The organism is Bremerella alba, assembly GCF_013618625.1.
Classification (GTDB): Bacteria; Planctomycetota; Planctomycetia; order Pirellulales; family Pirellulaceae; genus Bremerella; species Bremerella alba.
This window is the reverse complement of sequence record NZ_JABRWO010000011.1, coordinates 236,806-263,434: the sequence shown is the minus strand read 5'-3', so window position 1 is coordinate 263,434 and position 26,629 is coordinate 236,806. Positions and strand designations below refer to the sequence as shown.

At 52.0% G+C, this 26,629-nt stretch carries 22 protein-coding genes and 1 tRNA gene; 17 read left to right on the top strand and 6 right to left on the bottom strand.

Annotated elements, in window-relative coordinates:
• Nucleotides 1-343: 343 nt before the first annotated feature.
• Together HOV93_RS19590 and HOV93_RS19585 are read right to left on the bottom strand one after the other, a co-directional pair.
• Nucleotides 344-3,805, bottom strand: coding sequence for an efflux RND transporter permease subunit (locus HOV93_RS19590; protein WP_207398228.1), 3,462 nt, complete (start codon nt 3,803-3,805; stop codon nt 344-346).
• A gap of 13 nt (nt 3,806-3,818) precedes the next feature.
• A complete protein-coding gene (locus HOV93_RS19585; protein WP_207398227.1) occupies nt 3,819-5,015 on the bottom strand; it encodes an efflux RND transporter periplasmic adaptor subunit in 1,197 nt (398 codons plus the stop codon).
• A 1,671-nt stretch (nt 5,016-6,686) separates the two neighbouring features.
• On the opposite strand from HOV93_RS19585, the gene HOV93_RS19580 reads away from it, so the two are divergent.
• The 10 genes from HOV93_RS19580 to HOV93_RS19540 all read left to right on the top strand — a co-directional run bounded on the left by HOV93_RS19580 (nt 6,687) and on the right by HOV93_RS19540 (nt 16,495).
• The gene (locus tag HOV93_RS19580; protein WP_207398226.1) at nt 6,687-7,430 is read left to right on the top strand and encodes a hypothetical protein; all 744 of its coding nucleotides are present in this window, start codon (nt 6,687-6,689) and stop codon (nt 7,428-7,430) included.
• A 376-nt stretch (nt 7,431-7,806) separates the two neighbouring features.
• Nucleotides 7,807-7,992: a helix-turn-helix domain-containing protein gene (locus HOV93_RS19575; protein ID WP_207398225.1), complete on the top strand. Its 186-nt coding sequence runs from the start codon at nt 7,807-7,809 to the stop codon at nt 7,990-7,992.
• A gap of 33 nt (nt 7,993-8,025) precedes the next feature.
• Nucleotides 8,026-8,259 carry a helix-turn-helix domain-containing protein gene (locus tag HOV93_RS19570; protein WP_207398224.1) on the top strand — a complete coding sequence of 78 codons (234 nt, stop codon included), beginning with the start codon at nt 8,026-8,028 and terminating at the stop codon, nt 8,257-8,259.
• A 9-nt stretch (nt 8,260-8,268) separates the two neighbouring features.
• A complete protein-coding gene (locus HOV93_RS19565; RefSeq protein WP_207398223.1) occupies nt 8,269-10,521 on the top strand; it encodes a DUF3987 domain-containing protein in 2,253 nt (750 codons plus the stop codon).
• 410 nt (nt 10,522-10,931) lie between these two features.
• Nucleotides 10,932-11,537 carry a hypothetical protein gene (locus HOV93_RS19560; protein WP_207398222.1) on the top strand — a complete coding sequence of 202 codons (606 nt, stop codon included), beginning with the start codon at nt 10,932-10,934 and terminating at the stop codon, nt 11,535-11,537.
• Nucleotides 11,538-11,623: 86 nt separating this feature from the next.
• On the top strand, nt 11,624-12,283 hold the full coding sequence (locus tag HOV93_RS19555) for a sigma-70 family RNA polymerase sigma factor (protein WP_207398221.1): 660 nt from the start codon (nt 11,624-11,626) through the stop codon (nt 12,281-12,283).
• Between the two features lie 235 nt (nt 12,284-12,518).
• Nucleotides 12,519-12,647, top strand: a complete 129-nt coding sequence (locus HOV93_RS26230) for a hypothetical protein (protein ID WP_261358636.1) — start codon at nt 12,519-12,521, stop codon at nt 12,645-12,647.
• Nucleotides 12,648-12,731: 84 nt separating this feature from the next.
• A complete protein-coding gene (locus tag HOV93_RS19550; protein WP_207398220.1) occupies nt 12,732-12,995 on the top strand; it encodes a helix-turn-helix domain-containing protein in 264 nt (87 codons plus the stop codon).
• 273 nt (nt 12,996-13,268) lie between these two features.
• Nucleotides 13,269-14,198 (top strand): hypothetical protein, encoded by a 930-nt coding sequence (locus HOV93_RS19545; protein ID WP_207398219.1) that lies wholly within the window; start codon nt 13,269-13,271, stop codon nt 14,196-14,198.
• 566 nt (nt 14,199-14,764) lie between these two features.
• A complete protein-coding gene (locus tag HOV93_RS19540; protein ID WP_207398218.1) occupies nt 14,765-16,495 on the top strand; it encodes an ATP-dependent nuclease in 1,731 nt (576 codons plus the stop codon).
• A gap of 23 nt (nt 16,496-16,518) precedes the next feature.
• Here the strand turns inward: HOV93_RS19540 and HOV93_RS19535 are convergent, their stop codons facing one another.
• Nucleotides 16,519-17,256, bottom strand: a complete 738-nt coding sequence (locus HOV93_RS19535; RefSeq protein ID WP_207398217.1) for a hypothetical protein — start codon at nt 17,254-17,256, stop codon at nt 16,519-16,521.
• A gap of 346 nt (nt 17,257-17,602) precedes the next feature.
• A complete protein-coding gene (locus HOV93_RS19530; RefSeq protein ID WP_207398216.1) occupies nt 17,603-18,028 on the bottom strand; it encodes a type II toxin-antitoxin system PemK/MazF family toxin in 426 nt (141 codons plus the stop codon).
• 575 nt (nt 18,029-18,603) lie between these two features.
• Between HOV93_RS19530 and HOV93_RS19525 the strand changes: the two genes are divergently transcribed.
• Nucleotides 18,604-18,999 (top strand): hypothetical protein, encoded by a 396-nt coding sequence (locus HOV93_RS19525; RefSeq protein ID WP_207398215.1) that lies wholly within the window; start codon nt 18,604-18,606, stop codon nt 18,997-18,999.
• Between the two features lie 81 nt (nt 19,000-19,080).
• Complete coding sequence (locus HOV93_RS19520) at nt 19,081-20,364, top strand: tyrosine-type recombinase/integrase (protein WP_207398214.1); 1,284 nt, start codon at nt 19,081-19,083, stop codon at nt 20,362-20,364.
• Nucleotides 20,365-20,420: 56 nt separating this feature from the next.
• Here the strand turns inward: HOV93_RS19520 and HOV93_RS19515 are convergent.
• Together HOV93_RS19515 and HOV93_RS19510 are read right to left on the bottom strand one after the other, a co-directional pair.
• Nucleotides 20,421-20,494: transfer RNA gene (locus HOV93_RS19515), tRNA-Ile, on the bottom strand.
• A gap of 298 nt (nt 20,495-20,792) precedes the next feature.
• Nucleotides 20,793-21,188 (bottom strand): hypothetical protein, encoded by a 396-nt coding sequence (locus tag HOV93_RS19510; RefSeq protein ID WP_207398213.1) that lies wholly within the window; start codon nt 21,186-21,188, stop codon nt 20,793-20,795.
• Between the two features lie 348 nt (nt 21,189-21,536).
• On the opposite strand from HOV93_RS19510, the gene HOV93_RS19505 reads away from it, so the two are divergent.
• The 5 genes from HOV93_RS19505 to HOV93_RS19485 form a co-directional block, all read left to right on the top strand.
• Nucleotides 21,537-21,881, top strand: coding sequence for a hypothetical protein (locus HOV93_RS19505; protein ID WP_207398212.1), 345 nt, complete (start codon nt 21,537-21,539; stop codon nt 21,879-21,881).
• A gap of 65 nt (nt 21,882-21,946) precedes the next feature.
• Complete coding sequence (locus tag HOV93_RS19500) at nt 21,947-22,267, top strand: hypothetical protein (RefSeq protein WP_207398211.1); 321 nt, start codon at nt 21,947-21,949, stop codon at nt 22,265-22,267.
• Nucleotides 22,268-22,591: 324 nt separating this feature from the next.
• Complete coding sequence (locus HOV93_RS26485; protein WP_207398210.1) at nt 22,592-23,650, top strand: GNAT family N-acetyltransferase; 1,059 nt, start codon at nt 22,592-22,594, stop codon at nt 23,648-23,650.
• 85 nt (nt 23,651-23,735) lie between these two features.
• Nucleotides 23,736-24,134 (top strand): hypothetical protein, encoded by a 399-nt coding sequence (locus tag HOV93_RS19490; RefSeq protein ID WP_207398209.1) that lies wholly within the window; start codon nt 23,736-23,738, stop codon nt 24,132-24,134.
• A gap of 508 nt (nt 24,135-24,642) precedes the next feature.
• The coding region (locus tag HOV93_RS19485) for a hypothetical protein (protein ID WP_207398208.1) at nt 24,643-26,629 on the top strand (1,987 nt) is incomplete at its 3' end.

The window sequence follows — 26,629 nt, the reverse complement described above, 5'->3', positions numbered from 1 at the left end:
GGTTTGTGTCGGACGATCAGGCGGTCTCTTCAGCAACTTTCCTTTCGGGGGTGGTTAATCCCCGGAGAGCCGCAAGGCTATGGGCGCAGATACAGCCAACACAGTTGGTATCGGCCGAATATTGAATAAAGAAGAAATAATCAGCGCCCTCCGCACATCACCGCAGGCAGATTACCCATCTTGCCACTGGTCTCACTTCCGATAAAGACGGAACTGCTCGCAGTATTGGCCGCCAACACGCAGTACAGGCTTACCGTCACTCCACAAAAAAGCCTCGTCGTCGAGTAGGACTCGACAGCGAGGCAATTCTTAAACGACTAATCTCAAGAGCGGTTAGTCGCGCTCAGAATCCGTGATGCTCTGTGTTATCTTCACGCTCGAAAATTTCACTGAGTGGGTCGTCATGCTCATCGCGAATAAGTTTCTTGCCGTCAGAGATCTTAGCGAACAGGTAATATAGACCGGGAATTACTAAGACACCGATTAAGGTGCCCAAGAGCATCCCACCAACAGCCGTTGTTCCGATCGTTCGGTTTCCGATGGCACCAGGACCGGTGGCACGAACCAGTGGAATCAGCCCCGCGATAAACGCAAAAGAGGTCATCATAATCGGGCGGAAACGCAGCTTGCTACCTTCAATCGCGGCGTCTTTAATGCTCAGTCCATCATGGCGACGCTGAACGGCAAACTCAATAATCAAGATCGCGTTCTTACCTAGAAGACCGACCAGCATGACCAAACCAATCTGGGCATATACGTCATTGGCCAACCCCATCGACTTCAGGAAGAAGAAGGAACCAAATATCCCAATCGGCAACGAGGCAATCACGGCCAGTGGTAACAGGAAACTTTCGTATTGCCCCACCAAAACCATATACACAAAGACCACCACGATCAGGAAGATATAAACGGCCGTGTTGCCCGAGTTCGCTTCATCGTAGGCGAGACCACGCCAGTCAATCGCGAAGCCGTGCGGCAAAGTTTCAGCCGCGACTTCCTTAATGGCCGCTATCGCTTCACCACTACTGTAACCGGCAGCCGGAGCACCTTGGATAGGTGCCGTGGGATACAAGTTATAGCGGCTGATCTCGTTGAGACCTTGCTTCTTTTCGATTCGCATAAACGAGGAATAGGGAACCATCTCGCCCTCTTCGTTCTTGACAAACATGTTGTCTAAGTCTTCGGGATACCGACGGAACTCGGGTGCTGCTTGGACATACACTTTGTAGAACTGTCCGAAACGGACAAAGCCTTGCTCCCAGGTACTACCGACGACGATGGAGAGATTATCCAGGGCATCGCGGATCGAAACACCCTTCTGCATTGCCACGTCGTTATCAATAATGATTTCGTACTGTGGATAGTTCGCCGCAAAGAAGGTGAACAGCCCCTTAAGCTCTTTTCGCTGCTCTAAGGCAGCCATGAACTTGTCGGTCTCTTCGCCCAGGGCCTGGTAGTCGCCGCTGTTGGTCTTATCCAACAAATTCACCGAGAAACCACCTGCCGCACCAAATCCGGGAACGGCCGGAGGCTCGAAGAACTCTAGCTTGACGTTGGCGATGTCCGTGCCTCGTTTCTCGAGTTCTTCAATGATCTGCTTCGAAGTCCTCTCGCGATCTGCCCAAGGTTTCAAGTTAATGATGCAGGTACCGGCGTTGGAACCTCGACCTTCGGTAAGCACTTCGTAGCCGGCAATCGAAGAGACAGAAACGATCTCGTCCATTCCTTTGCAGATGGCCTGCAGTTCATGGCACTTGGCATTGGTGTATTCAAGTGTCGATCCCGGTGGCGTCTGCACGATACCGTAAATCATCCCCTGATCTTCCAGCGGAATAAAACCAGTAGGAAGAACCTTGTTGACGACCAAAATCCCGTAGCTGAAAACGCCAATAATTAAGATCGTAAGGATGCGACGCGTGACCATTAGACCAACCACGCCAACATAGACTCCCGTCACTGCCTCGACAGCTCGGTCAAAAATGTGGACGAAAACACCAATCGGCCCCCGTTTCTTCTTTTCGTCCGGTTCGCTACCAGAAAGAGCAGCCCGGAACGAGAAAATCCCCAACACGGCCGCAATGCCGCTGATGATGATTATCCGTAGCGGTGTGAGCTCTAATTGTTCCGAGACCACCTCATGAACAATCTCGACATGCAGCAGTTCGTAGACGCCATAGCCTGTGGCCAGCCCCAGAACAATCGCCAACAAAGCTCGCAGGACAAACGCATAGCGTCCGGCAATCTTCTTCAGCACACGGTTGGTCATGCCTGCCACGCCACGTTGGGGACCCTTGCGATGGATCGGTTTCAAAATCATCGCACAGAGAACAGGCGTTAACGTCAATGCCACCACACCGGACAAAACAATGGCCATTGCCATCGTCAAGGCAAACTGTCGATAGAAGACACCCACTGGCCCGGTCATGAAGGTAACGGGAATGAACACGGCGGTCATCACCAGCGTAATCGCGATGATCGCACCGCTGATTTCGTGAACCACTTCCATGGTCGCCTGGTAGGGCCTCAGATGTTTGGCGTGCATTTTCTCGTGCACCGCTTCCACCACCACGATCGCATCGTCCACCACCACACCAATGGCCAACACCAGCGCGAACAACGTGATCAGGTTGATCGACATGCCAAACATCATCATGAAGAAGAACGTACCGATCAACGAAACCGGCACGGCCAGGGTAGGAATCAACGTGCTGCGAAAGTCTCCTAAGAAGAGGAACACCACCAGCGACACGAGGATAAATGCTTCAAACAGGGTATGCAGCACCTTTTCAATCGACGCGTCCAAAAAGTGAGACACGTCGTAAGTCACCGCATAGTCCATAGCTGGCGGGAACGACTCCTTCTTGATCTCTTCGATCTTCTCTTTGACCTGCTTGATCACGTCCGCGGCATTCGAGCCAGGCGTCTGCTTGAGCACAATAGCCGCCGACGGCAAGCCGTCGATATCGGAGTAAAGGTCGTAGAAAGACGAACCTAACGACACATTCGCCACGTCACCCAGTCGCAGGATTTCCCCTTCCTCTGTCGACCGCAGAATGATCTTGTTGTACTCATCCTCGGTCTTGTAACGTCCGACCCAGGTAAGAACGTACTCGAGCGTCTGCGAGGTCTGACCGGTGGCCTGACCAAGGCGTCCCGGCGAACCAATCATGGACTGTTCGTCCAGGGCTTTCATGACATCTTCGGCATCGACCTTATACGCCCGCATGCGGTCGAGGTTTAATTCGATCCGCATTGCATACGATCGGTTTCCCAGGATAGAGGCCTGACCCACACCGGGAATACGCTTAATCTCGTTAAGCACGTTGACCGTGGCGTAGTTGTACAAAAAGTTCTGGTCGAGATTGGGGTCCTCGCTGAAGACGTTCACGTACATCAACATGCTCGGCATATTCTGCATGACGATGACGCCTTCACGCTGGACTATCGGTGGAAGCTGGTTCATCACCATATTGACGCGGTTATTAACGTTCATCACCGCGACGTTGGGATCGGTGCCTGGCTCGAAGACGACCTGGATGGTGCCTTCACCGGCACTGGTGGCGTCCCCCATCATGTAACGCATGTTCGGAGCGCCATTGATGGACTGCTCCAAGATCACCATCGTCGAGTCGATCAATATATCGGCGCTGGCACCAGGATAGGAAACGGAAACTCGCACGCTTGGAGGAGCGACCGAAGGAAACTGCGAAATGGGTAGCGAAAAAATCGCCAAACCGCCCATAAACAAGATAAGCAGCGAGATCACGATGGCCAATGCTGGCCGATGTAAGAACTTGGTAAACATTAGGGAGGGCTCCTTATTCGGCGTGGTATTTCAAGTCATCAAGCACTTCTTCCGGCGCCCGAAATTCGTACTCGATATGGTCACCATCACGCACTTGACGGATGCCCTCAAGAATGATTTTATCTTCTTCTTCCAGTCCTTTTTTGATCACGAAAATATCAGGTTGCTCACTTCGAATTTCAATGTCGCGTTGACGAACGATGTTGTCCTTATCAATGACAAACGCGTAGCGTTTGGCAAGGATCTCGTAAGTGGCCCGCTGAGGAATCACGATCACATCCTTCAATGTGCGATGGATGAGAATGGTTCCCGTTTGGCCGTTGCGAAGCAGACCGCTAGGATTGTCAAAGTCGGCTCGGAAGGCGATATTTCCGGTCGTATTATTGAAGTCGGCTTCGATCGCGCCGATCTTCCCAGGCTGAGGGAAGATCTCGCCGTTGGCCAGTTTCAACTCGATCTGCAAATGCTCTTCGCCGTTTCCGGCCGCTTTGTCCAGGTCTAACTGCCGCTTGTATTCCAGGTAGCGAGTTTCCGGCACGTTGAAGTAAACCCACATGACACTGTTGTCAGAGAACGTAGTAAGAACTTCGCCTTCTTCCACCAAGCTACCAAGCTGAACCAACTGACGGTCGACGATGCCTTCGAATGGGGCCCGCACGTTGGTGAAATTCAACTCGGCTTGGGCGAGTGCTACCTTGGCTTTCACTTTGGCAAGTTCTGCCTTCTTGATGGCTAATTCCTGCGGTGAGACGATGTTCTTTTCCAATAGGTTTTGAGCGTTTTGCAACTCGATTTCGATTCGGTTCGCTTCAGCAATTTCGGAATCAAGTCGGGCCTGGTAAAGCGTAGGAACGATCTTGAACATCAGTTCCCCTTTCTTGACCATCTCGCCTTCATTGATCCGCACTTCTTCCAGGTAGCCCCCTTCGAGTGCTCGAACTTCAATATGTTTGCATGAATGGATCTGGCTAACGTATTGCTGTGTACTGATCACATCCTTCTTCACAGGACTGGTGACAATGATCTTATGCACAGCATGGTGGCCCCCTTCGTGATGAGATTCGCTATGGGGATTGCCGTGCGAATCCTCTTGAGACTCGGAGTGCGCCGTTTGATGTTGCTCTTCATGCGATTCTGCCATCGACTCGCAACCGGTAATTACGAGCGAAAACAAAGTCAGCAGAAGGGCCACAGTTGTTGTAGCTTTCATAGAACTATCTAATTCCTCTCAACTAGGAGAATGACCGAGGCCATGTTGGCCAGATGTGGGGATTAAAAGAAAGGTCGCTAGTGGACTTCTCATTCATCCCTAATCAGGCCCACAACGGTGCTACGCTTGTATTAACCTCCGCTTTGTCTAACGAGCAGAGCGCAAGCGACACAATCGTCACGTAAAATCTTGGATTGGGGGCAATGAGGGGCTTGAGAGAACGTGGGCCTCTTGGTGCCACCAAATTTAAGCAGCGAGAGAGACCTGGTTACATCACTGGCGCACTAGGCGACAGGGGGCCCTCGGAGCAGAAATCTCGCCCCGGGAAGAACCGAAAAAGATGGGGAGGGCTGAATGTCAAATCGAGCGGACGGCACCTCAATGTAAGGTGTCACCAAGTCGGGAGTCATCGCCAGGAAAGCAATTTCCGCTTTGACTTCGCTCGCGTTCTCGCACTCAGACAACTCGGCACATTCCGAGTCTGTAGAATGTGGATGACTTGGCTTACCGTCGGGTAAATGGTGAACCTGCGAAAGGCCGCCAATCATCAAAACCGCGTAGAGGACAACCAGTAGTACGTGCCACGACTGACACCGACACGAAAGATCCGGAGTGGATCTAAGTATTGACGCAATGCCCCAGGAGCCGACTTTTGCCGTCATTGGGGGAGTGTCAACCTGAGAACCAAAACCAAACACAATAGGCTCGCTAATGCTGCAAAGAACAGTGTTTCAATCGTCGAACCGACCTGTAAACACTTAAGAAATAGTAGTTTACGCTGCTAATTTAAGCAAGTCAGGCCAGATCTGCTCCTATTGTTACAAATCGCCCCCTTAAAGACTATGTGCGTGCCCGCAATTCTACGGGAAAAATCTGATTTTTGTCTGAAACGACGGATGCTTCGGTCGAGGCGAAGTAAAAAGCCGATCGTTCCCAACAAATAACATCCCAAAGACTTAGCGGGTGGTATCCCAGTTCGCCCATGGCGATATTCGTTTATTTTTGATGTGCTTAAGGAGGGCGTGTCATTTCGCAGCAAATGTCCTGAAAATGACGATTCGACCTTGGTCAAGAATGCTATGCCCCTAAGGCCAGTCATAGCTTAGTTTGCTTACCTCACGCTGCGCTGCAAAGTTCTTTCAGAGTTTGCCCTTAGTAACACGCCGATCACAGAGAAAATAGCGGGCAGTGCGATGCGGCTGCCCCGGAAACCCTGCCTTCTCAGTAGCTAGTCACCACCTTCGGGAGGTACCGGTCACACCTTGAGATAGAATCACCCAGAAAAGCTTTCGGTCCGCGTTCCGGAAATTGGTCGATGATGCTACCGAAAAACTACCTGTCCCGCTGATACAGAACTGATACAGAATAGGTACGAAACAAGCAAAATCAGGGAAATCTGGAAGCCACAAACGTGCAAAAAACCCCGGAAAAAAGAGTAGGCCAGGCAGGACTCACAATTTTGCAAAAAGTGCCGAGAAAAGGGCCGTTTCCTAAAAGGCTTGGACCAAAAGCCGGAACCAAGCCTGCTACAGACAGTCACTTTCGTCACTTGGCCGGGACAATCTAAAATGGTTCCACAAGCTGGCTAGGGCCGATCACCTGAAGAGCGGACTTCCTGACCGCCTGCCTGCTTTTTCTTTCGCTCAGGATTCGACGCCAGGACGTTGATTGATGAAACGCGAAGACTTTGAAGAGTTGGTTCGATTGCTTCGGGCTTGGCTGGAAATTGCCAAAGATGAAGAAGACGGACTTCGCAATCCTGAAAGCTTTGAGGCTTCAGGGAAGACGCCACAGGAACGATGGCTTGAGGTTCGAGAGCAATTGCGGCGCTGGGTAACGGCCCACCCACCTGAAAGGATACAAGCGATTTCAGATAGGGTTGTCATGCGGCTGGGACGCCATCTGAAAGATGACTTCGGAAGCGTTACCTCATTGATACCGGCCTACGATGGCAATTCATTTGCAACGGCAATTGATGCCCTCCAATTCACCGCAGAGTTAATTTGCACCAACGCGAAAGAGCTTGAAGTTGGGTTCACCGATGTAGACGGTGCTTGCATCCCTGGGCTTGGCTCATTGCATGGGATCGAAGAACGCCTTCCATGGTTTGCCAAGCGACTTGGCGAAGAAGTAGCACTACTTGATGCCGTCCCCAATTCAACGCCTGCCGCGCTGCCGGAGAATCGGCAGGTGGGGCTAACCAAGACTGAAATTGGCAAGCGTCAAAAGAAAACCTTTGACCACCTTGCAAATGGTGACCAAATCAAGCCAGGCACTACGCTTCGGGATGCCGCCGATAGGTCCAAAGAGCTTGCGGAAAAGTCCCCTGGCGAGTTCTTATCGTTCAACAAAGACACAGCGTCCAGATACATGAAGGAGCGTTGGCCGGAATACTTCAAAGGCGAGTCAGATTAGTCTGCCAATACAATTCAGCGATCAAGCCAGCGCACCAAACGCTGGCTTTTGACGTTTCTTGGCGTCAGTATTCGCAAAATTCTGCACTGCCTGTCTAGACAGTGCATGTAGACAGTCAAGAGCCAACTTGAAAAGGCATACTCATGTCTTTCTTGAACATGCCTAGCCACTTCTTTGGCTTCTTGTAATGGCAATCTTTATCAATCCCCTGTCTATATGCCTGTCTACAATCTGCCCCGCTGAAATTGCCGGTAAGAACTCTTCTGGAATGGGCGACAGAACGCTTTCCATACTTGCCGTCAGCTGACTAGCATTCACGCAAGGCAATGGCGTTCAGCCTAATTCAACGTAACTCGTCACGCAGAGGAAAACCAAAATGCTAACCGTCAGAAAAGCAGCAAGCCGCTTGGGCGTATCGTATGGCTTCGTACTGGAGTTGATTCGCTCCGGCAAGATTGAGGCAATCAACATCTCTGAAGGCAAATGCCAAAAGAGCTATCGTATTTCGCCTCAATCGCTGGATGACTTCATTCAACGCAACAAGGTAAAGAGCGTTTCTTAGTCACCGTCAACTTTCACGGAAGGAACAAAACGCATGACGCACCCAAACCTTGCGGCAACCGATCAGCGTGCGGCTGAAAGTCCGGTTAGCCCAGTCCAACCTTTGCTTGTGAACAAGGCCACGGCGGCTGACATTCTCCAGGTCACGGAGAAGACTTTAGACAAGTGGATTATCGAATTCGGCCTGCCGTGCGTAAGGCTGGGGCGAAGCATTCGATTCAGTATCGAGGCGCTGAAAGCTTGGATCGTGGAAAGAGGCAGCAATTAAGAGGCAAGGATGACTCAAACTTTGACACAACTTGAAGTGACGGAACGCGTCACACCCGATAACGTTCCCGAAGACATGCGAGCGGCTAAGCAGTGGGTTTTGTGGCGTTACGAAGAGCGTGGCGGCAAGCCTACCAAGGTGCCCTATCAGGTCAACGGGAAACCGGCATCGTCCACCGATCCAACGCATTGGGTAACATTCGGCGAAATCCTGGCAGCTTTGGAGGACAGCCCCGAAGCTTCCGGTATCGGATTCGTCTTTACGCCTGAAGATAACTTCATTGGCATTGACCTAGATGACTGCCGGAATCCTGTCACCGGACAATTGACCCCTTGGTCTTCCGAGATCGTGGAACGCTTCGGAACTTACACCGAGGTCAGCCCATCCGGTAAAGGGCTGAAGCTCTTTCTGCGTGGCCAATTTCCGCTTGATCGTGGGCGGAAGGTCAACCTTGAAGGTGGTGGTGCCGTTGAAGTCTACACCAAGGGCCGATACTTCACAGTCACTGGGCAACGCCTGGAAGGTTTCACGGAAGTTGCAGAAGTTGACGCCAGGCAGTTGGCCGTATTTGCTGACCGCTATTTTCTGCCCCAAGAAAAGCCTGAAATCCGCACTGACTGTCAGCCTTCTGATACTCCTTATGCGGAACGCGTCAGCAGGGCTCAGAAGTATATTTCGGCCATCCCCGGCGCTGTCTCAGGTCAAGGCGGGCACGATGACACGTTCCGGGTTGCGTGCCTTCTAGTGAACGGCTTTGAATTGGATGAATCATCAGCCATGACGATTCTCCAGGGGTGGAATCTGACTTGTCAGCCACCTTGGACGCAACGCGAGCTTGACCACAAAGTTCGTTCTGCGGTGAAGGCAGGGGCAAACGGCGATAGGGGCTACATGCTCCAGGTGGGGGCAGAAGCCCGACATGAAGTATCCCCAGACGTTGACACGTCTCACATTGAAGCAGCATTAAATGGTGGCTCAGAAGATGAAGGCGAAAAGTCAACTACCCTGAAGCCGTCGGAAACGATGCCAGCTATCTGCTTGGAGCCCCCTGGGCTAATTGGCGAAGTTTACCGCTACATCATGCGTTCGGCTTTGTACCCTTCGCCAGAGGTTGCATTGGCAGCTGCGATTGCCTTCGTAAGTGTAATTGTTTGCCGAAAGGTTGTTGGCTTTAGAAAGGCAACTCCCAACTTGTACTTGATGGCGATTGCCCCATCAGGTGCCGGGAAAGATCACCCGCGTAAAGTCGTCCGAGAGATTCTAGGCGCGGCTGGCGGAACCCACTTAATCGGCCCCGAATCATTCACAAGCGGATCAGCCATAGTGGAAAGCCTTTCGCATGAGCCAGCTTTTGTTTCGCTCGTTGACGAAATCGGCTATCTGTTTAAGGCGATTTCTGGAGACCGAGCTTCAACTTGGTTGCAGGAAATTGGCACTAACCTCCTAAAAGTCTGGGGTGAAGGCCGGTCAATCCCCTGGCGAGCTACCGCAAGGGCAGACGCTCAATATAACCGCGAAGTCAATTGCCCTCAGCCCGTTGTTTTCGGCACAACCACGCCACTGGTCTGGGGACACACCACAGAAAGCATTCGCGATGATGGGCTGTTAGCTAGGTTTTTGGTTCTCCAGGCTTACAACCGCTCTGAAATTCAGGGAGACCTATTTGATGAATCGGATGAGGAAATTCCGGCGAGCATTATCGAACGTTCCCGATCATGGATCGAATTGAAGAACGGTGGCAATCTAAATGATCAATTCCCTACGTTCTTCAAGGTGCCGTTCACAGAGAATGCAAAGGCCGCTTACCGGCAATTCTGGGATGAGACCGAGGAAGCAATCAAAGAGGCCAACGAAACAACCATCAGCATGCTAGACCGCTCCAGGGAGTTGGTTAGCCGCCTGTCCGTAATCGCGGCTTGTGCTTGCCACGATCCAGCAAACGGGCTTGAGGGCTTGGTAATCGAAGTCAGCCACGTTGAATGGGCTATTGCAATCGCTAAGCGAAGCACGGAAATCAAAATCTACGAGACTTCGCGGCATATCGCTGAAAGCAGTCATCACAAATCCGTTCTGAAGGTGAAGCGGATTATTCAAGATGCTGGAAAGTCAGGGCTGACCAAGACTCAGCTTACGAATAAGACGCAATGGGTTTCCCGGCAGATTCGGAATGACATTATCCAGGGACTGCTTGAAGGCGGTGATATCGTCGCGGCTGACGAACCAACGGGGAAGCGTCCCAAGACGGTTTATCGGGCCGTTTAGGTCAGCTAATAATTCCAAGTCAGGGTGGTTTTGAACTATCCAAGCTATTGGGTTCTTGCCTGCAAAACCTCATTTTTCCGTGATAACTCTAGGGCGTCGATTTTGAGTTATCGAAGCCCAGAAACGCCATGAAATACGGCTAAAACAACAATTCTATTAATAATTCCAATATTCAAAGGTGGTTAGATATCAGCGGCATTCTTAGAGCTGACTGCCGGTTTAGATATAGGCTGCTTTGAATTTTGAATTATCCCGAAAGGTGGCACTCATGACCGGCTAGCAATTACAACCAGACGGGCACGCTTCAGCCCCTCCCGTGGAGCACCGAGCAACTACGGCCCAACGCCAAGACGGCAACGGGCTAACCATGTATTGACCCTTCAATTTCACGTTATGGAGAACTTAGGACTATGTCTTTCAACATCGACATCGCTTTGAACGTCAACGGCGAACTTGCTAACCAAATCGAGGACCACAACGCGGCCCATTCGGCTTGGCAGGCCGATTCGGCAAGCCTCAAAGCCCTGCGAACTGGCCTGCTTAACGCTGATCCGTTGGGAATCGAGCCAAGCGGGCTTTCAGCTTCACGTGAAAAGCTGACAACGGATTATCTTGCTTTGCTTCAGCGAGAAGCCAAGCTTGCCGAGTCTGCTCTTTCGCTTCTTGTCGAACTTGGCCCGCTGGCCGAGAAATCGCGAGAAGACGCCGAAGCCAACGCCGCGAAGGTGCTTGAAAAAGTGATTGCCAAAATGGCAAAAGCAGGCATCACAGAACAGAGCATGCCGGGATGGGGGCACAACGAAGCGGCGGCCCGGCATCAACTCGAATACCAGGCAGCGCAATCGAGTGATTACCGCGAAGCCTTCGGCTTCATCGAAGGGGCGAAGCTGACCATTCGAGAGATCGGAGAACAACGCCGAGCCATCACGGAAGCATTGAAGGCCATTCGCGAAGATGCCAAGCGATTGGTTCACAAAGTGATTGCTGGGGACTCTGCCGGTTTACAGCTGACGTAAGCGGCTAATGCCATCTGTCCGAGCCTGCCCCGAAGGAGTTCAGGGGCAGGCTTCTATTTCTAGCGTCAATCAAGGATGTCGAAACAATGATTCTAAGCCTGAAATCGCTTTGGCCCGAACTTATCGGGGAGTACTATCAGGACGCCAAAGAGGGCGGATACAAGGAACGTGAAACGCTTTGGCAAGCTTGCCGTCAGCTAATTGAAGATGCCGCTTTCGCTGGCCTTAGCGGCATTCACCCAAACCGGCATCAGATCAGGAATCATCCCCTGTTTGATGAATCAGCAGTCATCTTCCTTGAGTTCATCGAAAGGTACGATGGGCCTAAGAGCGAATTTTCGGCAGCCTTAACCAAAGAGATACGCGGCAAACTCAGCAATCTAAAACGTAGTTGGATTAGCTCAAAGCGGCGTGAAGAGCGCTGCTGCGAGCCTGAGCAAGAGCGATTCAATGAGCACGCGTTGAGTGAAATGCAGCTAGACATTCAGGAAGCCATCAAGACGCTTCCAGAATCGCAACGAAGGATTATTGACCTAAAGCTACAGGACTTCCCCGTAAATCAAATCGCTGACCTTCTGGGCGTTTCTCGCCAAACCGTCAGCACTAGGTGCCGCAAAGCTTGCGACCACCTGAAACGCTATAACCATTTACGGCGGTATCTATCGAAACCCATTTATCGAGGCAACAGAAAGCGAATTGAACGAAAACGAAATCTCGCAAGTGCTGGAGAGGACGCCAGCACTTAGCCATCATGGCTTTGGGCTTCACGCCCACTCTAACGCGAGCCAAGATGAAGCCCTTGCCATCTTTGAGCAGGGCAGGCAGAAACTTCTAAACGCGTCCGAAATCTGTTCGGAAGTCTGCCAACTGCTAACTGGGGTGCGTCACACTTCGCGCGTGAACCGACACGCTCACAGCTATAGTCTCAAGCACCTCTTTGGACGATCAATCGGGGACTACGTTTCCGAAGGCGAGTTTATCTTGACTGCGATTCACGCGGGCTACCGCTGGGAACCCATCGGGGCTTCTGCCCTGTTTGCGATGGCCTTTGATGATCTTGAATTGATTCGCCAGAGCTTGCCGCCATCGCGGCCTTACGCTTGGTGGTAGATTTTCCTAGAACGATGGGCACAGGGTTGGCATGATGGGCTGAAGCTTTGATTGCCAATCCCTTACCCTAAATGGAGTTTTAACATGAGCGATGACCCACTATTGACCGTTACTCAAGTTGCTGACCTTCTCACCACGTCTACGGCTACCGTGCGTCGTTGGCTTGGCAAGGGCGAGCTTCCAGGAATGAAGCTTAGGAAGCAATGGCGCGTTCGCAAGTCGGACGCTGAAGGCATGCTGACAGGGCAGGACAAGCAAGACAAAGAAGCGGCAAAGTCGAAGCTTGAAGTGAGTGAAGATCAAAGTCACATTGCCTATCTTGAAAGCTTGGGCATCAAAGTCAGGTGACAGCCCCCCCCTGGGGTGGCGGGTCCTTTTTTGAGGTTGAATCGGTGGGGTCCATGGGGAAACCTCAACTTTTCTGTGTAGTTTATTTAGCGCCTGGAGGCACAAATTTTAGAGTTTATGCTTTCCCGCATGGGCTATCTGGTGACATGCACTATTGAGGGAAGAATTGACTCCGACTTCCCTTGAAGTTTGACCGTCAGCCGGGGCAGAAGGGTTTCGACATCCCCCCAATGCCCCGGCTGTTTTTCTATCCACACACTTGGACGTTTCCCAATGCACGACTACCTACGCGCTTTGCGGCTTTATTCACCACCGGGCCGCGTTGACCGTGACGCCAATATCATCTTCGGCTGCAAAATCATCCAGCTTGGCCGCGTGAATGATGACCGCCCTTTCGTCATTGACCAAGGCACGGTTCAGCAGGTGCTAACGTTCGCCGGGATGGGCAAGAAGGGGCTGAAGGCCAGATTTACCCATCCAAACCTTTGCCACGACGGGCTTGGCCGTCACTTGGGACGCTGGAAGAACTTTCGCCAAAACGGCGAAGCCATCTACGCCGATTTGCATATTTCTGAAACGTCATTCAGCACCCCGCACGGCAACCTTGGGGCCTATGTGCTCGATATGGCCGAAGATGACCCTGAATCTTTCGGGGTGTCCATTGCGGCGAAACTGGCCGACCAAACCAAGGAAGCCCTGACGGGCTGGAAAGAAGGTTCAGTTGAAACCATTCCTTACCGCATGCAAGCCTTGCGTGCGGCTGACATTGTTGGCGATCCAGCGGCAACGCGTGGGGGCCTGTTCTCGATTGAAACGGTATCTGATCGGCGTGACGTGCCGCACTTCGTTTCGCAATTTCTCGCCACTTACTTTGCCGACGCTGACCCCCACGCAGTGGCCAGCCAGGCACTACGGTTCATCTCCAATCATTTTGGAGTGCCGCTGAAGCTGAATCAGTTCCAGCACAAGCAGCCGTCTGCCGAACCTAAGGCAAGCCTGAAGAACTTCACCCAAGCCTTCGGTGACCAGGGCTATGTCTACCATGGCAAGGGTTTAAGCTTGGCCGATTGCTACAAGGCAGAGCTTTCCAAGCGAGAAGGCGAAGCTTCAAGCCTTCGCCAAGACATCACGGCCCGCGATTCCCAAATCGTCAGCCTGACATCAAGACTTGATTCGGCAATGAAAGCCGCTTCACTCGCCTAGGTTCTCCGTGCGGGGTCAGCTTGCCGAGCATTCCCACCGCTTAGCAGCTGGCCCCGCTGGGATACCTTTGCAATATCGCACTCCAAGTGGTTGGGATTGGCCAGCGTTCAAGTTCACCGGCTTGAACGCTGGCCTTCCTTTTGCGCGTTGCCACCAAAATCACAAGAAAGGCCCGAAATGACGTTCACAGATAGCCACGGGGACGTTTGGCGAATCGTAATTGATGAATACCGACTTGCCGCAATGAAAAAGGTTCTCCCCCTTGGAGAACTCAAGCAAACGGCACGGTCTCACGCCATTGAATTCATCTTTCCTTGCCTTTACCTGGCGTGCTTGGATGACATCGAACGCCGGGGGCTAACGGCTGAAGCGTTCCTGAAGCGACTAGCAGGGCCGACTATGGGGCATGCAGTGAAGGCAGTGACTGACCAATTGACGAGGTTCTTTAAGGCCGTTAGATAGCGGATAGAAGAACACAGGCGTTACGCTATTTGCAGCAATGGATTCTCCCAGGCACTTGGTCTAAAACAGTAGATTGCACTGATGCCCGCTGGAGATATGCAACGATGACCGACCTTACCAACTACGCCCTCAAGTTTGCCAATATAAAATGCATAGGGGATGAGCCGCAGGGTTTCGATACAATTAAACCCATCAATATCATCATTGGCCGAAACAACTCAGGGAAATCAACTCTACTAGATCTTTTTCCGGCCCTAACTCGCGCGAGTTATGAACCTGATGCGCGACTATCTAGGCAAACAGACTCCCCTCCTATTGCAAAGATTTCCATAAGGCTCACTGCGGAATTGCTTGGCCCTCACTTTCCACACTTGGCCACGGGTTCGCCATATTCTCACACAAATTTCCACGACGCTTGGACTTTTGCCGAGAAGTACCTAGTTGGCAAACAGGCGACCTTCGACTTCAAAGGAATGGACGCCGAAAGGGCCGACATAGCGATTGAAGGCGAAGCAGAGTTTAGGAAGTATTTTAACGAATGGGGGCAAAACGACTACAAACGTCGGATTTCACAAGCGATACCGAACCCCTTTGAGAACTTCACCTTTCACCGAATCAGCCCTGAACGCTCACTTAAAGCAGAACAAGATCAAAACAGCAAAGTCCACGAAAACGGCGATGGAGGAACAAATGAAATTCAACGATTCCTAAACAAGGATGGTTTACCTCCGGACCTTGTTTCGCAATGGCTACTCCGGATGCTCAACAGCATTGTCACACCTGATGCAGAGTTCACTCAAATCGTAACACGACAGATTGATAAGGCCGGGAAGTGGGAAGTCTTTTTACGCGAAGAGAAGAAAGGCTTAATCCCACTCTCAAAATCAGGCCATGGCCTGCAAACTATCATCTTGGTCCTAGTACACACTTTACTCAAAATTTATCCCGACAAAGATCATTCCAAGCACATATTCGCATTTGAAGAGCTGGAAAACAATCTCCACCCCGCCTTACTTCGACGACTGCTTGATTACATTCGAAGGTTAGCGATTAACTCACGCGGCACCTTTTTCATCACAACTCACTCCCATGTAGTCATTGATATGTTTCGCCGGGATGAAAATGCCCAAATTATTCACGTCGTAAACGATGGGCATAGTGCTACATGCCGGACGCTAACCACGTACATTGAACACGGGAACGTTCTAGATGACCTAGACGTACGTGCCAGTGATATTCTTCAAGCGAACTGCGTAATCTGGGTCGAAGGTCCTTCAGATCGCATTTACTTGAATCGCTGGATCGAACTTGCCTCCAATGGTGAACTAAGGGAAGGAACTCACTATCAGTGCGTATTTTACGGTGGAAGGCTACTAGCGCATCTGTCAGGCAAGCTGCCAGATGATGAAGGCGATGATGCAGTGAAGATTCTTACGCTGAATCGCAGGGCCTGCGTAGTCATGGACAGCGACAAGCGAACGAAAGATCAAGCGATAGGCAAGACGAAAGAACGGATTGTGGATGAGATCGCGAAGGTTGGTGGTCTTACCTGGATTACCGCAGGCAAAGAAGTTGAAAACTATGTTCCCGCGAAGGTCATTGAGCAAGCATTAGGGCTTGAAAAGTCCTTCGTCATTACCCCATATGCAGATGTCTTCAGCCGCTTAGACAAAGTTGAGAAGGGTGTAGGAAAGCGTGAGCGAGATCGAAAGCCCTTGTTTGCGGAAAGGGTCGCAGAGGCACTGACAGTTGACAACTGGAAGCACCTTGACCTTGAAAATCGACTTGGCGAGCTATGCGAGAAGATTCACTTTTGGAATGGGAACCGTGAATAGGCAGTTGGTCTTTAGAACGTCAGCTATGGGTTGAACAATTCGGCTATATCGCGGACGGTTCCCGATGAAACTGAAAACTGCGTTCCATCTTCGTTCTGGTCAATGTCGATAATCTCATGCTCAACCAGTGTAAATAATGCCTTTGAAATTCGAGCTGGACTATAGTTACGCGTCTTTTGAGTAATCCAGGCGACAACTTCATTCGAGGTACAGTTCCCCAGTACACTAACTGCTTCGAAGACTGTGTAATAGAGTCTGGAGCTTCCGCTCAGTCCCACTCTCTTCGCATTTCGTTCCAAGTCAAAGGTAAGTTGCTTCGATTCAGCAGCGAACGATCTTTGCAGATCATCTAGCATCCTTCGGACTTCCTGGGCTTCACAGCGAATCTGCTCAAGCTCAGGCGAAGGCGTTGTTGTAGTTGAATTCAACTCGCAGATTTTTGCATCAATGATTTCATCAACCTTTTTGGAAAGCTCTTCAATTTGCTTACCGCGTCGAGAGTTACGCTCTTTGAAGATTTCAAATAGAAGCTTTTCATCTTTCCAATCGGTTGGCCCATAAAGCAGTTCTGGGCTGAAGATTAGTACGCCGAAGAACCCTGCCGCAATAAGCGTAGGAAAGCCTCCCGCAAACCACATGAAAACAAACTGTGAATTACCCTCAAGCAATCCAAGTGAAACCGTCATCGCGACTTCAGATAACCCCGCAAAGATGGCAATGACGGTAAGTGGATTATTCACGCGGGGAATGTTGCCGATCATGGGCAGTTGACTCTTGTAAGCTGGCGAATCGTGGCAATTGAACAAAAACAGCCTAGCTTCCCATCTTGAAGCGTTCAACGGCTTCGCGACTCAGATGACCAAGCGAGTTTCTGAAGCACGCTACAATGGGTTTGCCGCGTTCGTTTTTCACTTCCGGCAGTGAATAATGCCGGACTGAGCAATTGAGTGTCAAAAGTCAGAGTGACTTTCAAGAAATGACAGGGCCCGCAGCAAGTGCGGGCCAAACTAAGGTATTGGCAAGGCTTGTCATCGCCGGGCCACCAATACCTGCTGTGCTATTAACACAGTCTCACAAGCCCTTTTCAGGGAACGTCTGAATTATCGGCTATTGCTGTCCTGAAGTCAAGTCATTCATACAAAGTGCGTGAATAACGCACATTTTCACCGCTAAAAGGTCCGCTTTTGACACTTTTTTGGTGGAGTATTGCCGTTTTCCATGGTGATTTCTTCCCTCTTTTACCCTGTCCAAACGGAAAAATCCAACTGTGGCGATCATATCACCCTTAACCCACCATTCCCCTTTATCCGCTACTCGCTGTGGAAGTGAATCAGGATTGATTTTGTGATGATGGGGTAGCACAGGATTTGGGACAGTGCCAGACAAAGGAACTACAGTGCAAATGTCTGATTTATTGCTCCTAGAGAGCACTATTACCGGGCGCGACTTAACCATTTCCGGGGGCTGAAATCCACCTGCATCAAAATCGCAATACAGAACTTGTCCGACGCCGGGATGAAATTTAATAGGCATTGTCAATCGAACTCACTGTTTGAAGTCAGACAAGGCGGGTAAGCCTAAATGGACTTTTGAAAGGTAATTTATGATCTATCTAGCGGGTATAGAAGGACACATCAGAATAGATCAGCTTCCATTCCGATGCCTTTATTTCGGGAGGATATGGGAGTTCTATATAACATTTACACCGAATCGACGAACTTTCTGCAAATTGACCAAACGTGTCACGCCATGACTGAGGGTTTCCGATTTATCGAGCTTCCTTTCTTCCGAACTTGACCACCCCGCGAATTTCTGCCAGATTGATCGCTCCTAAAACAAGCTAGAGGGGGCCGCAAGGCCCGAAGACTGATGACCCAAAAACTATCAGGGCATGAGCCCGCATACCCGTGTGGATACCCAAGCGATGAACTGCGCAGGCAGGGAGCAAGGCCCACGGCCCTACTAGCTGGGGCTAGGAACGAGTATGCGGGCTCATGCCGGTTCTTGGCGGGTCATCTTGGTCAGAGCACGAAACAGCCTTCACGCCTGGCGTGGTGGCTTTCTTTTTGCGCTGCATTGGTGGCTTGCCTCAGCAAAGGATGCAAGACATGGACGCAGTTTCGCACGAAGGCGATTACAAGGGCCGATTTCTAAACCTCGTTGCCCATCCCTTGGAGGACACGCCCAGCGATTTGCTGGCGGAACCCTTCGCAGAGTTGGCCTTCACGGCTGACTACGAACGAAGCGAACTTTTCGTTTCGCAGGAAGCAGCCGAACGGCAAGCCTTGGAGCACAACAGCTGCTACGAAGCCAAGCCTGAAGCGGGCTGGCTTATGGTCGCTCAAATCCTGAAGGAGCTTGACGCCCCGGTTCGCGTGCAAGTTCGGCCTGATGGCCTTGGTGGTGGAACGCTGGAAGTAACGCGAAGCTACGCGTTCCGGCTTGCGTGCTCCAAGGATGAAGCCCAAGAAACCACGCCCCAACTGGCTGGCGATTGTTCTTAGTTTCCGCGATCCGTGCGGAATGACTCTTCAGCGGGTTAGCACTTCGCGCCCGCTATTCCCCCACCTGGAGAACCTAAACCCATGGGAAGTTTCTACAAAGACGGATCAACTTACCGCTATAAGTTCATTGACCATGCGGGTAAAACTCGCAAGCTCAACTTTGGGCGAAACAAACCTTCTAGCCGTGAACGTGGCTACCTGGATAGCAACGTTACTCACTTGGTATCTTGCCGCAAGAATGGCTGCTTGATTGAACCAAGGGTTCAGTCTTGGCTTACTGAAATACATGGTTCGCCGGTTGCCAAAAAGCTCGCAGAATGGGGCCTTATTGCGATGCCTGGGGTTTCCACGCTGGGTGAATACCTGACTTGGCTTTTTGATCAAAAGGTAAATCACTGGAAAGACGCAGAAGGAAATGCGGTTTGGTCGCCTGCCACCGAACGCGACTGCATTGCTACCAAGAACTACCTTATTGAATACTTCAAAGAAGGTAGAGCCATTCACTCGATTACCCCCGGCGATGCTGAAGAATGGCTTCAGTGGTTGCGAAGCGATGCCACGCGAAGCAATCGTTCTGCCGCCATCTCGAAACACGTTAAACGCGTTCGCAGCTGGTTTGGATTCGCGGCCCGCAAGAAGTGGATTCAGGAAAACCCGTTCTGCCATCTGCCAATCTGCACCCAAGTTGACCGCGAACGAATCCTATACATGAGCCCAGAAGAGGCGGAATCGGTTATAGCCCATCTGACTTGCGATCAGCACCGGCTCTTTTTCGTGCTTGGCCGTTTTGGTGGCTTGCGGCTTCCTTCCGAAGTTGCAGAACTGCGTTGGTCACATTTCGACTTTGACGCCAATACGCTTCGGATTCCCCCGGCAAAGACCAAGGCCCGAACAATGCCACTTTGGCCAGAGATTCGCGACTACGCTTGGTCTGAATTCATGGCATGGCAAGACGATTGTTCACGCGCGGACGACTACGTTATTCATCGTCACCGAACAATCAACCGAGATGGCAAGTCAGTCATCTCTAACAAGATTGTGGCTTACATGAAGCAAGCGATGAAGCTGGCAGGGCTGGAGGACTTTCACAAGCCAATGCAGAATCTACGCACGTCCTGCGAAAACGATCTGCGTTTGATCGTGCCAGAGGGACGCTTGACCGAATTCATGGGGCATACGTCCAAGGTGGCTGAATTGCACTATCGCAAGACAACCAAACAAGAGTTTGCCAACTTCGCCAGCGTTCGCCGCATGGCTTCAGAAGAGCTTGAATGCCCTCAAAACTCCATGGACCATAAGCAGGACCAGCATGGACCAGAAATGAGCATTCATGGGCGGGAAAACGGTTTTCAGGAATCGGCGTAACAGCTTAATCTACGGCTAGTTACGCCTCATGCCTGTTCATTCCTGAAAACTATTAGTAGGCCAGGCAGGACTTGAACCCGCGACCAAGGGATTATGAGTCCCCTGCTCTAACCAACTGAGCTACTGGCCCAAGACAATGCAGGGCAGGGAGGTTTGACGGGCAAACGGGACCGCTGCGCTGATTGCTATTAGACACCTGGGCGGCGAAAAGGTGATCGCTGGTAGCTCGGCTATGCTCTCACCCACCGCCTCGGCGTCGAACGCAATAGTTTACCAATGCCCCGCTATTTGAACCATACCGGGGTACCCTTTGCCCGTCACGGCGACTCTTGCCCGCTTTACTAAAGTGCCGAGTCAATTTAGTCCCTACAAGCTTACACTTGCGTCACGCTTAATGGACACTTCCGATGTAAGCACTCACCGGCTATCTACTTCGTGCGTCCCCTCAGGCGGTCTTCGATGCCTAGTTCGATGGCCATAGCGTCTAGCTTGCGGCCGATTTGGCTGTTGGCGAGCTTTTGCGACTCTTTCGCCTTTTTCCGCAGTCCAGAGACAATGGCCTGAATCTCTTCGACCTTCTTTAGACTCATGAACGATGCGCAGTCGTGAAGCACTTCGTAGACTTTGTAGAACTCCTGGGCCAGCAGATCGATTTCCTCGGCGGTTAAAGCCTCAGACCGATTCGCTACCAAACGTCCGCGACTATCTGTTTGCGGCTGGGATGATGCGTCGCCGCCTGGCTTGGCGGACGCTTCTGGGGCAGTCGAACCCTTCTTGACAGCCGCATCGGTACCGGCCGCTTCATTTTTCTTTTTTGGTGGCATTTTGTTTACTGCTTTCGTGGAAAGAGCTTGCGGCAATGCTTCACGCTATCTTACCTGCTTTCTTTATGAAATATAGCCCATAAGTGTTTGACAAAGCGTCACGCTTTTAATATTATCAATACAGCGTCACACAAGCGTCACGCTTTTTAAGTAGCCATCTCACTCTCACGACCATTTATTGCCGGAAGGATGCCCCGTGTAGTTCGCAGTCACAAAACCCTGCATTACTGAATTGAAGGATGTCGAGCGAGGGATCGTTCTTTCCCCAGCAGCCGAAACGGATGTTTCAGTGCCTAGGTGCGCCGGCTGCTTTTTTCATGCGCCAGTATCGACTTGAAGAGGAACGTCATGACCGAAGCCGTTGAAATTTCGCTCGAACTCGACGAGATCGACACGTCTCGCGGATGCTTCTGGGCTCAACTGGTCGTCCACGTCGAAGTGACCGGACGACACATCCTCTCGGCAGCCATTATCGGAATCGACGTGCTCGATTTTGCCAACGATGCGATCGAGGCTGCCGATCTGCTCGAAGGCAAACGCCAAATCTGGCGAGAAGAGATCGCCGCAACCGTCCTGTGTGACGGCCTGCTGAAAGAGGAGCATCTGCTCGATCAGGCCATTGCTGAAGTCGAACGGTCGGCGTTCTCACGCGAGGAATCGTTCCGCGAAGAACTGGCCCGCGAATTCCGTTGAAGCGGGCTTCGATCGCCACCAAGTTAGCGACTTCCAACCTTACCCCTTAACTGAAAGCAACCCAAATGAGTTCACGACAACCATTGAAATTCGGACAACTAGTGAAATATCGCGAAGCGGCCCAGGTCTATCCGGCCAAGGTTCGCGGCGACCTGGAAGACGATGTTTATTGCATCGATGTCGACCGAAACGGCCAGCTCTCGTCCAGCATCCCGGCCCATCGACTGGACATCTATGCTCCCGAGGACATGCCCTGCTTGATCGACGACCTCTTCGGTGTCTCGGAGGACGCATTGGCCGAGATTCACCAGCTACTGAACGTCGGGCCGCAACCGCTGCGAAATAGCGCCGAGAAGACGGAGGGCTGCAGCAATGGAAGAGATTAGCCACAGAGGACACAGAGCACACCGGGGAAGAGAGAGTTAAACCACGGAGTTTCTGTGGTCACGCCCTCTTCACTTTCTGTGCCCTCTGTGATCTCTGTGGCGAACACTTCTTCGCGTATTACCAACCAACTCTCTATCTCTACGAGCTAACAACATGACAACTTCTTCAATACATGATGAGCCACTTGCAACAGAACCGGAGTGTCCGGAGCTGTATCAGGTGGTCGTCCAGTGCGACAGCGAGGACCAGCAACGTGAACTTTACCAAGAGATGCACCAAAGGGGACTGCCATGCAAACTATTGATGCTTTAGTGGAATGTCCCGTGTCGGATTCGTTTCGCGTACGACAATTGGCCGGCATGTTCGACGTTCCGCTGGAAGACAAGTTTCAGCGACGATTTCAGGTTCCATTGCCGTCGCTGGATGACGATTGGCAAGTGGGCATGATCGTCGGAGACTCTGGCAGCGGCAAGTCGACGGTGGCCCGTGCGGCTTATGGGAAACGTCTGGTCCCACGGTTCGCTTGGAAGCGCGATCAGGCTCTGGTCGATGGTTTCGGCGTTTCGCTTTCTACCCGCACGATTACTCAAACGTTGGTGGCAGTCGGCTTGAGTTCGCCGGTTGCCTGGTGTCAGCCGTATGGCTGCTTGTCGACGGGCCAGCAGTTTCGGGCGGATGTCGCTCGCGGGATGCTTTCACGTGGCAAGCTGATCGCTTTCGACGAATTCACCAGCGTGGTCGATCGTACGACAGCGCGCTTTGGTTCGCTGGCATTGCGCCGGGCGATCGATCGTCGACAGTTTTCCAAGCGGCTAGTAGCCGTAACCTGTCATCGCGATGTGATCGATTGGCTGCAGCCTGATTGGGTGTTGGATATGACCCGTGGCGAGCTAACGCGGAGGTGTCTTCGGCGACCGAAACTTCACCTTAGCATCCATCGCTGCAGCCGCGAACGATGGCCCCTGTTTGCGCCGCATCACTATCTCGATGGGCAACTCAATCCGGCGGCCCGGTGTTACGTCGGCTTAATCGAAGGCCAACCGGCCGTGTTTGCAGCGACGCTGAATAACTTCCGCCAGAACCATCTCCGCGTGACGCGGCTGGTAACGCTGCCAACCTATCAAGGAGTTGGCCTGGGGGGACAGATGCTGGACGAACTGTCCAGATACCTGACCGAGCAGGGAGCGACCAGTATTCACATTAGCGGCAGCCACCCGGCGGTGGTCGCGCATTGCAACCGGTCAACGAACTGGGAGTTCCGGCAGCTCCTGAAAACAGGCCGAAAGCGAAGCGGCATATACCGCGAGAACCCTCAGTGGAAAACAAGCACCGGCCGAGCCGTGGCGACGTTTCGTTACGCCGGCCGGTCGGAAGAAGTTTAGCCCCAGACGACACCGAGAGCACTGCGGAGAAGTCCATCGTTTCACCACGAATTACGCAGGCGTTACGAAGGGGATTGCTTGGTCGATGTCGCGTGCTTCTATCTGTGGTCAATCCCTCTTTGCTCTTCCCTCGGCGGCCAAGCCATCTCTTACAAAACCAAGCAACAAGGAAACAAGCATGCGCGGATATCCCAAAACCCCAGACCAGATTCACGAAATCGAAGACGCCTTTGCCGACGGCATGAGCCTACGGGCCGTCGTCCGGGAATTTCACATCAGCAGGCAAACGGCCCGGATCATTCGCGACGGACGCCACCCGCTGCAAAACGTCGACCCCATCTACGAGCGCTGCCCCGGCTGCGGCGGCAAAGTCACCCTACCGTGCGTCCTATGCCGCGTGCAGAAAGTCATGTGCATCGAGCGGGCTATCCGAGTGAACCTGCACGATCGACGGCAGCAAGTCGATACAAAACGGTGGCGGTGATCCACCGCCGGCCACGTGAAAAAGGAAGCCTCGACGGCGACGCAGGCACCACAGGGAATTTTGCTGCTGTTTTTCACCACCAACGCCCCGTACTGGACACTACCGGGTGGGATGCTCTTGAGATCCAAATAACGGCTCAACCGCTGTTTATTTGTTTTCCCCAGTTTTGACTCTTACCCCCCAGGTCTCACGATTCGATTCGCCTAATACTCGCGCTCTTATTTAGCGAAAAAGCCTAAAAACAGGCCCTTTATCCGGGATATCGGAATGCCTGGTCTCGTTTTATTTCGACCATATTCGCGAAGCTTGCTCACGCATAGAAAACGAAGCCGTTAGATCAAGGTCCAATTATATCAATATTTCTGGATTTAACGTCTGGGAAAGTAAATCCCCCCAATTATGGTGAAGAGAAATCGACACAATGGGTGTCCCAATAAACGCTGCGACGGATCGCCTTTCTCCCACCTTTTGAAGCGATTGCCATCTCCCTGGCAAGGCGATTAATCCGATGCAACCTCGACATAAATATTGGCGTAAGCTCCGAGTTGATTCTTTAGAAAGCCGTAACCTGCTGGCTTCTTCCAGTGGCATCGACTCGCCACTGAGCGATCAACCAACAATTGTCGATCCTTACCTGGACTCCGAGCTAACTGCTGCCCGCCAAAACCATTCGGTATTAGGGCTGACTCTCGAAGGCGAGAGCACTATGCCGATGGTTGTAAGTCCTCAAACGGGAGACCTTGTCGAAAGCTCGCCGACCACGCTGAAGTTCGCTCCGGTGGCAGACTACAACGGGGATTATCTCGTACGACTTGATTACGATAATTGGAATGGTATCCAAGCATCGGGCTTCAATCATGACTGCGACGTACACTACTTGTGCATCGTGACAGACGACACGGAAATCACCGTTTCTCTGCAACCGGGAGAAACGTATCGCTGGTGGGTTCATCAACCCGATCAGTCGCCTTCTACCGGAGAATTCACAACCGGCGATTTCCCTGCTCCTCCGTCACCTATCAGCCCCGACATTCCAGCGGTCATCAGCCCTCAAGAGGGCGACGAGATTTCTTCAGAGGAAATAGTCCTTCAGTTCACGCCACTGCCAGGCTATTCCGGCACTTACTACGTCCGACTTGACTCCAACGATTGGGATGGACAACAAGCCGAAGGCTTCAACCACGACTGCAATGTGCACTACTTGTGTATCGCCACAACGCAAACCGAAGTGACAGTTCTTGTCGATCCCGAACAAACGTATCGGTGGTGGGTTCATAAGCCCAATGAAGATGCCGATGAAGCAATGTTCACGACGGTTCTTGAGACAGACGAACCAATAGAAGAGCTCATTCCGAGCATCGTCAGCCCCATGGAAGGAGACGAGGTCGATGGGGAAACGGTGACCTTAGAATTTCAGCCCGTCCCAGATTACGCCGGCAACTACGTTGTCCGCCTGCAACCGACCGATTGGGATGGGACCCAGGCCAATGGGTTTACGCACGAGAGCACCGACTACTATCTCGATATCGTGACGACCTCTACCCAGATCATGGTGCCCATCGAACCGGGCCAGACCTATCAATGGTCGGTCCAGGTTCCTGAGAATCCCGCTGCGGTAGCGAATTTCACATCAGAAGAAGAAGCACCTCTGATCGCTGCGATTGTCAGCCCTATGGAAGGGGACGAGGTTGATGGGGAAACGGTGACCTTAGAATTCCAGCCGGTTGCAGACTATGCAGGGAACTACCTTGTTCGCCTGCAGCCGACCGGTTGGGATGGAACCCAGGCCAATGGTTTTACGCATGAGAGCACCGACTACTATCTCGATATCGTGACGACCTCTACCCAGATCACGGTGCCCATCGAACCGGGTCAGTCTTATCAATGGTCGGTTCAGGTTCCGGACAATCCCGCTGCGGTAGCGAATTTCACGTCGGAAGAAGAAGCACCTCTGATCGCTGCGATTGTCAGCCCTATGGAAGGGGACGAGGTTGACGGGGAGACGGTGACCTTAGAATTCCAGCCGGTCCCAGATTACTCCGGCAACTACGTTGTCCGCCTGCAACCGACCGGTTGGGATGGAACCCAGGCCAATGGTTTTACGCATGAGAGCACCGACTACTATCTCGATATCGTGACGACCTCTACGCAGATCATGGTGCCCATCGAACCGGGCCAGACCTATCAATGGTCGGTTCAGGTTCCGGAGAATCCCGCTGCGGTAGCGAATTTCACATCAGAAGAAGAAGCACCTCTGATCGCTGCGATTGTCAGCCCTATGGAAGGGGACGAGGTTGATGGGGAAACGGTGACCTTAGAATTCCAGCCGGTTGCAGACTATGCAGGGAACTACCTTGTTCGCCTGCAGCCGACCGGTTGGGATGGAACCCAGGCCAATGGTTTTACGCATGAGAGCACCGATTACTATCTGGACATCGTGACGAGCTCTACCCAGATCACGGTGCCCATCGAACCGGGTCAGTCTTATCAATGGT

What these genes read in the sequence shown, in the direction of transcription:
- HOV93_RS19590 (WP_207398228.1), bottom strand. Translation starts at nt 3,805, where the DNA reads ATGTTTACCAAGTTCTTACATCGGCCAGCATTGGCCATCGTGATCTCG.
- HOV93_RS19585 (WP_207398227.1), bottom strand. Translation starts at nt 5,015, where the DNA reads ATGAAAGCTACAACAACTGTGGCCCTTCTGCTGACTTTGTTTTCGCTC.
- HOV93_RS19580 (WP_207398226.1), top strand. Translation starts at nt 6,687, where the DNA reads ATGAAACGCGAAGACTTTGAAGAGTTGGTTCGATTGCTTCGGGCTTGG.
- HOV93_RS19575 (WP_207398225.1), top strand. Translation starts at nt 7,807, where the DNA reads ATGCTAACCGTCAGAAAAGCAGCAAGCCGCTTGGGCGTATCGTATGGC.
- HOV93_RS19570 (WP_207398224.1), top strand. Translation starts at nt 8,026, where the DNA reads ATGACGCACCCAAACCTTGCGGCAACCGATCAGCGTGCGGCTGAAAGT.
- HOV93_RS19565 (WP_207398223.1), top strand. Translation starts at nt 8,269, where the DNA reads ATGACTCAAACTTTGACACAACTTGAAGTGACGGAACGCGTCACACCC.
- HOV93_RS19560 (WP_207398222.1), top strand. Translation starts at nt 10,932, where the DNA reads ATGTCTTTCAACATCGACATCGCTTTGAACGTCAACGGCGAACTTGCT.
- HOV93_RS19555 (WP_207398221.1), top strand. Translation starts at nt 11,624, where the DNA reads ATGATTCTAAGCCTGAAATCGCTTTGGCCCGAACTTATCGGGGAGTAC.
- HOV93_RS19550 (WP_207398220.1), top strand. Translation starts at nt 12,732, where the DNA reads ATGAGCGATGACCCACTATTGACCGTTACTCAAGTTGCTGACCTTCTC.
- HOV93_RS19545 (WP_207398219.1), top strand. Translation starts at nt 13,269, where the DNA reads ATGCACGACTACCTACGCGCTTTGCGGCTTTATTCACCACCGGGCCGC.
- HOV93_RS19540 (WP_207398218.1), top strand. Translation starts at nt 14,765, where the DNA reads ATGACCGACCTTACCAACTACGCCCTCAAGTTTGCCAATATAAAATGC.
- HOV93_RS19535 (WP_207398217.1), bottom strand. Translation starts at nt 17,256, where the DNA reads ATGATCGGCAACATTCCCCGCGTGAATAATCCACTTACCGTCATTGCC.
- HOV93_RS19530 (WP_207398216.1), bottom strand. Translation starts at nt 18,028, where the DNA reads ATGCCTATTAAATTTCATCCCGGCGTCGGACAAGTTCTGTATTGCGAT.
- HOV93_RS19525 (WP_207398215.1), top strand. Translation starts at nt 18,604, where the DNA reads ATGGACGCAGTTTCGCACGAAGGCGATTACAAGGGCCGATTTCTAAAC.
- HOV93_RS19520 (WP_207398214.1), top strand. Translation starts at nt 19,081, where the DNA reads ATGGGAAGTTTCTACAAAGACGGATCAACTTACCGCTATAAGTTCATT.
- HOV93_RS19510 (WP_207398213.1), bottom strand. Translation starts at nt 21,188, where the DNA reads ATGCCACCAAAAAAGAAAAATGAAGCGGCCGGTACCGATGCGGCTGTC.
- HOV93_RS19505 (WP_207398212.1), top strand. Translation starts at nt 21,537, where the DNA reads ATGACCGAAGCCGTTGAAATTTCGCTCGAACTCGACGAGATCGACACG.
- HOV93_RS19500 (WP_207398211.1), top strand. Translation starts at nt 21,947, where the DNA reads ATGAGTTCACGACAACCATTGAAATTCGGACAACTAGTGAAATATCGC.
- HOV93_RS19490 (WP_207398209.1), top strand. Translation starts at nt 23,736, where the DNA reads ATGTCGCGTGCTTCTATCTGTGGTCAATCCCTCTTTGCTCTTCCCTCG.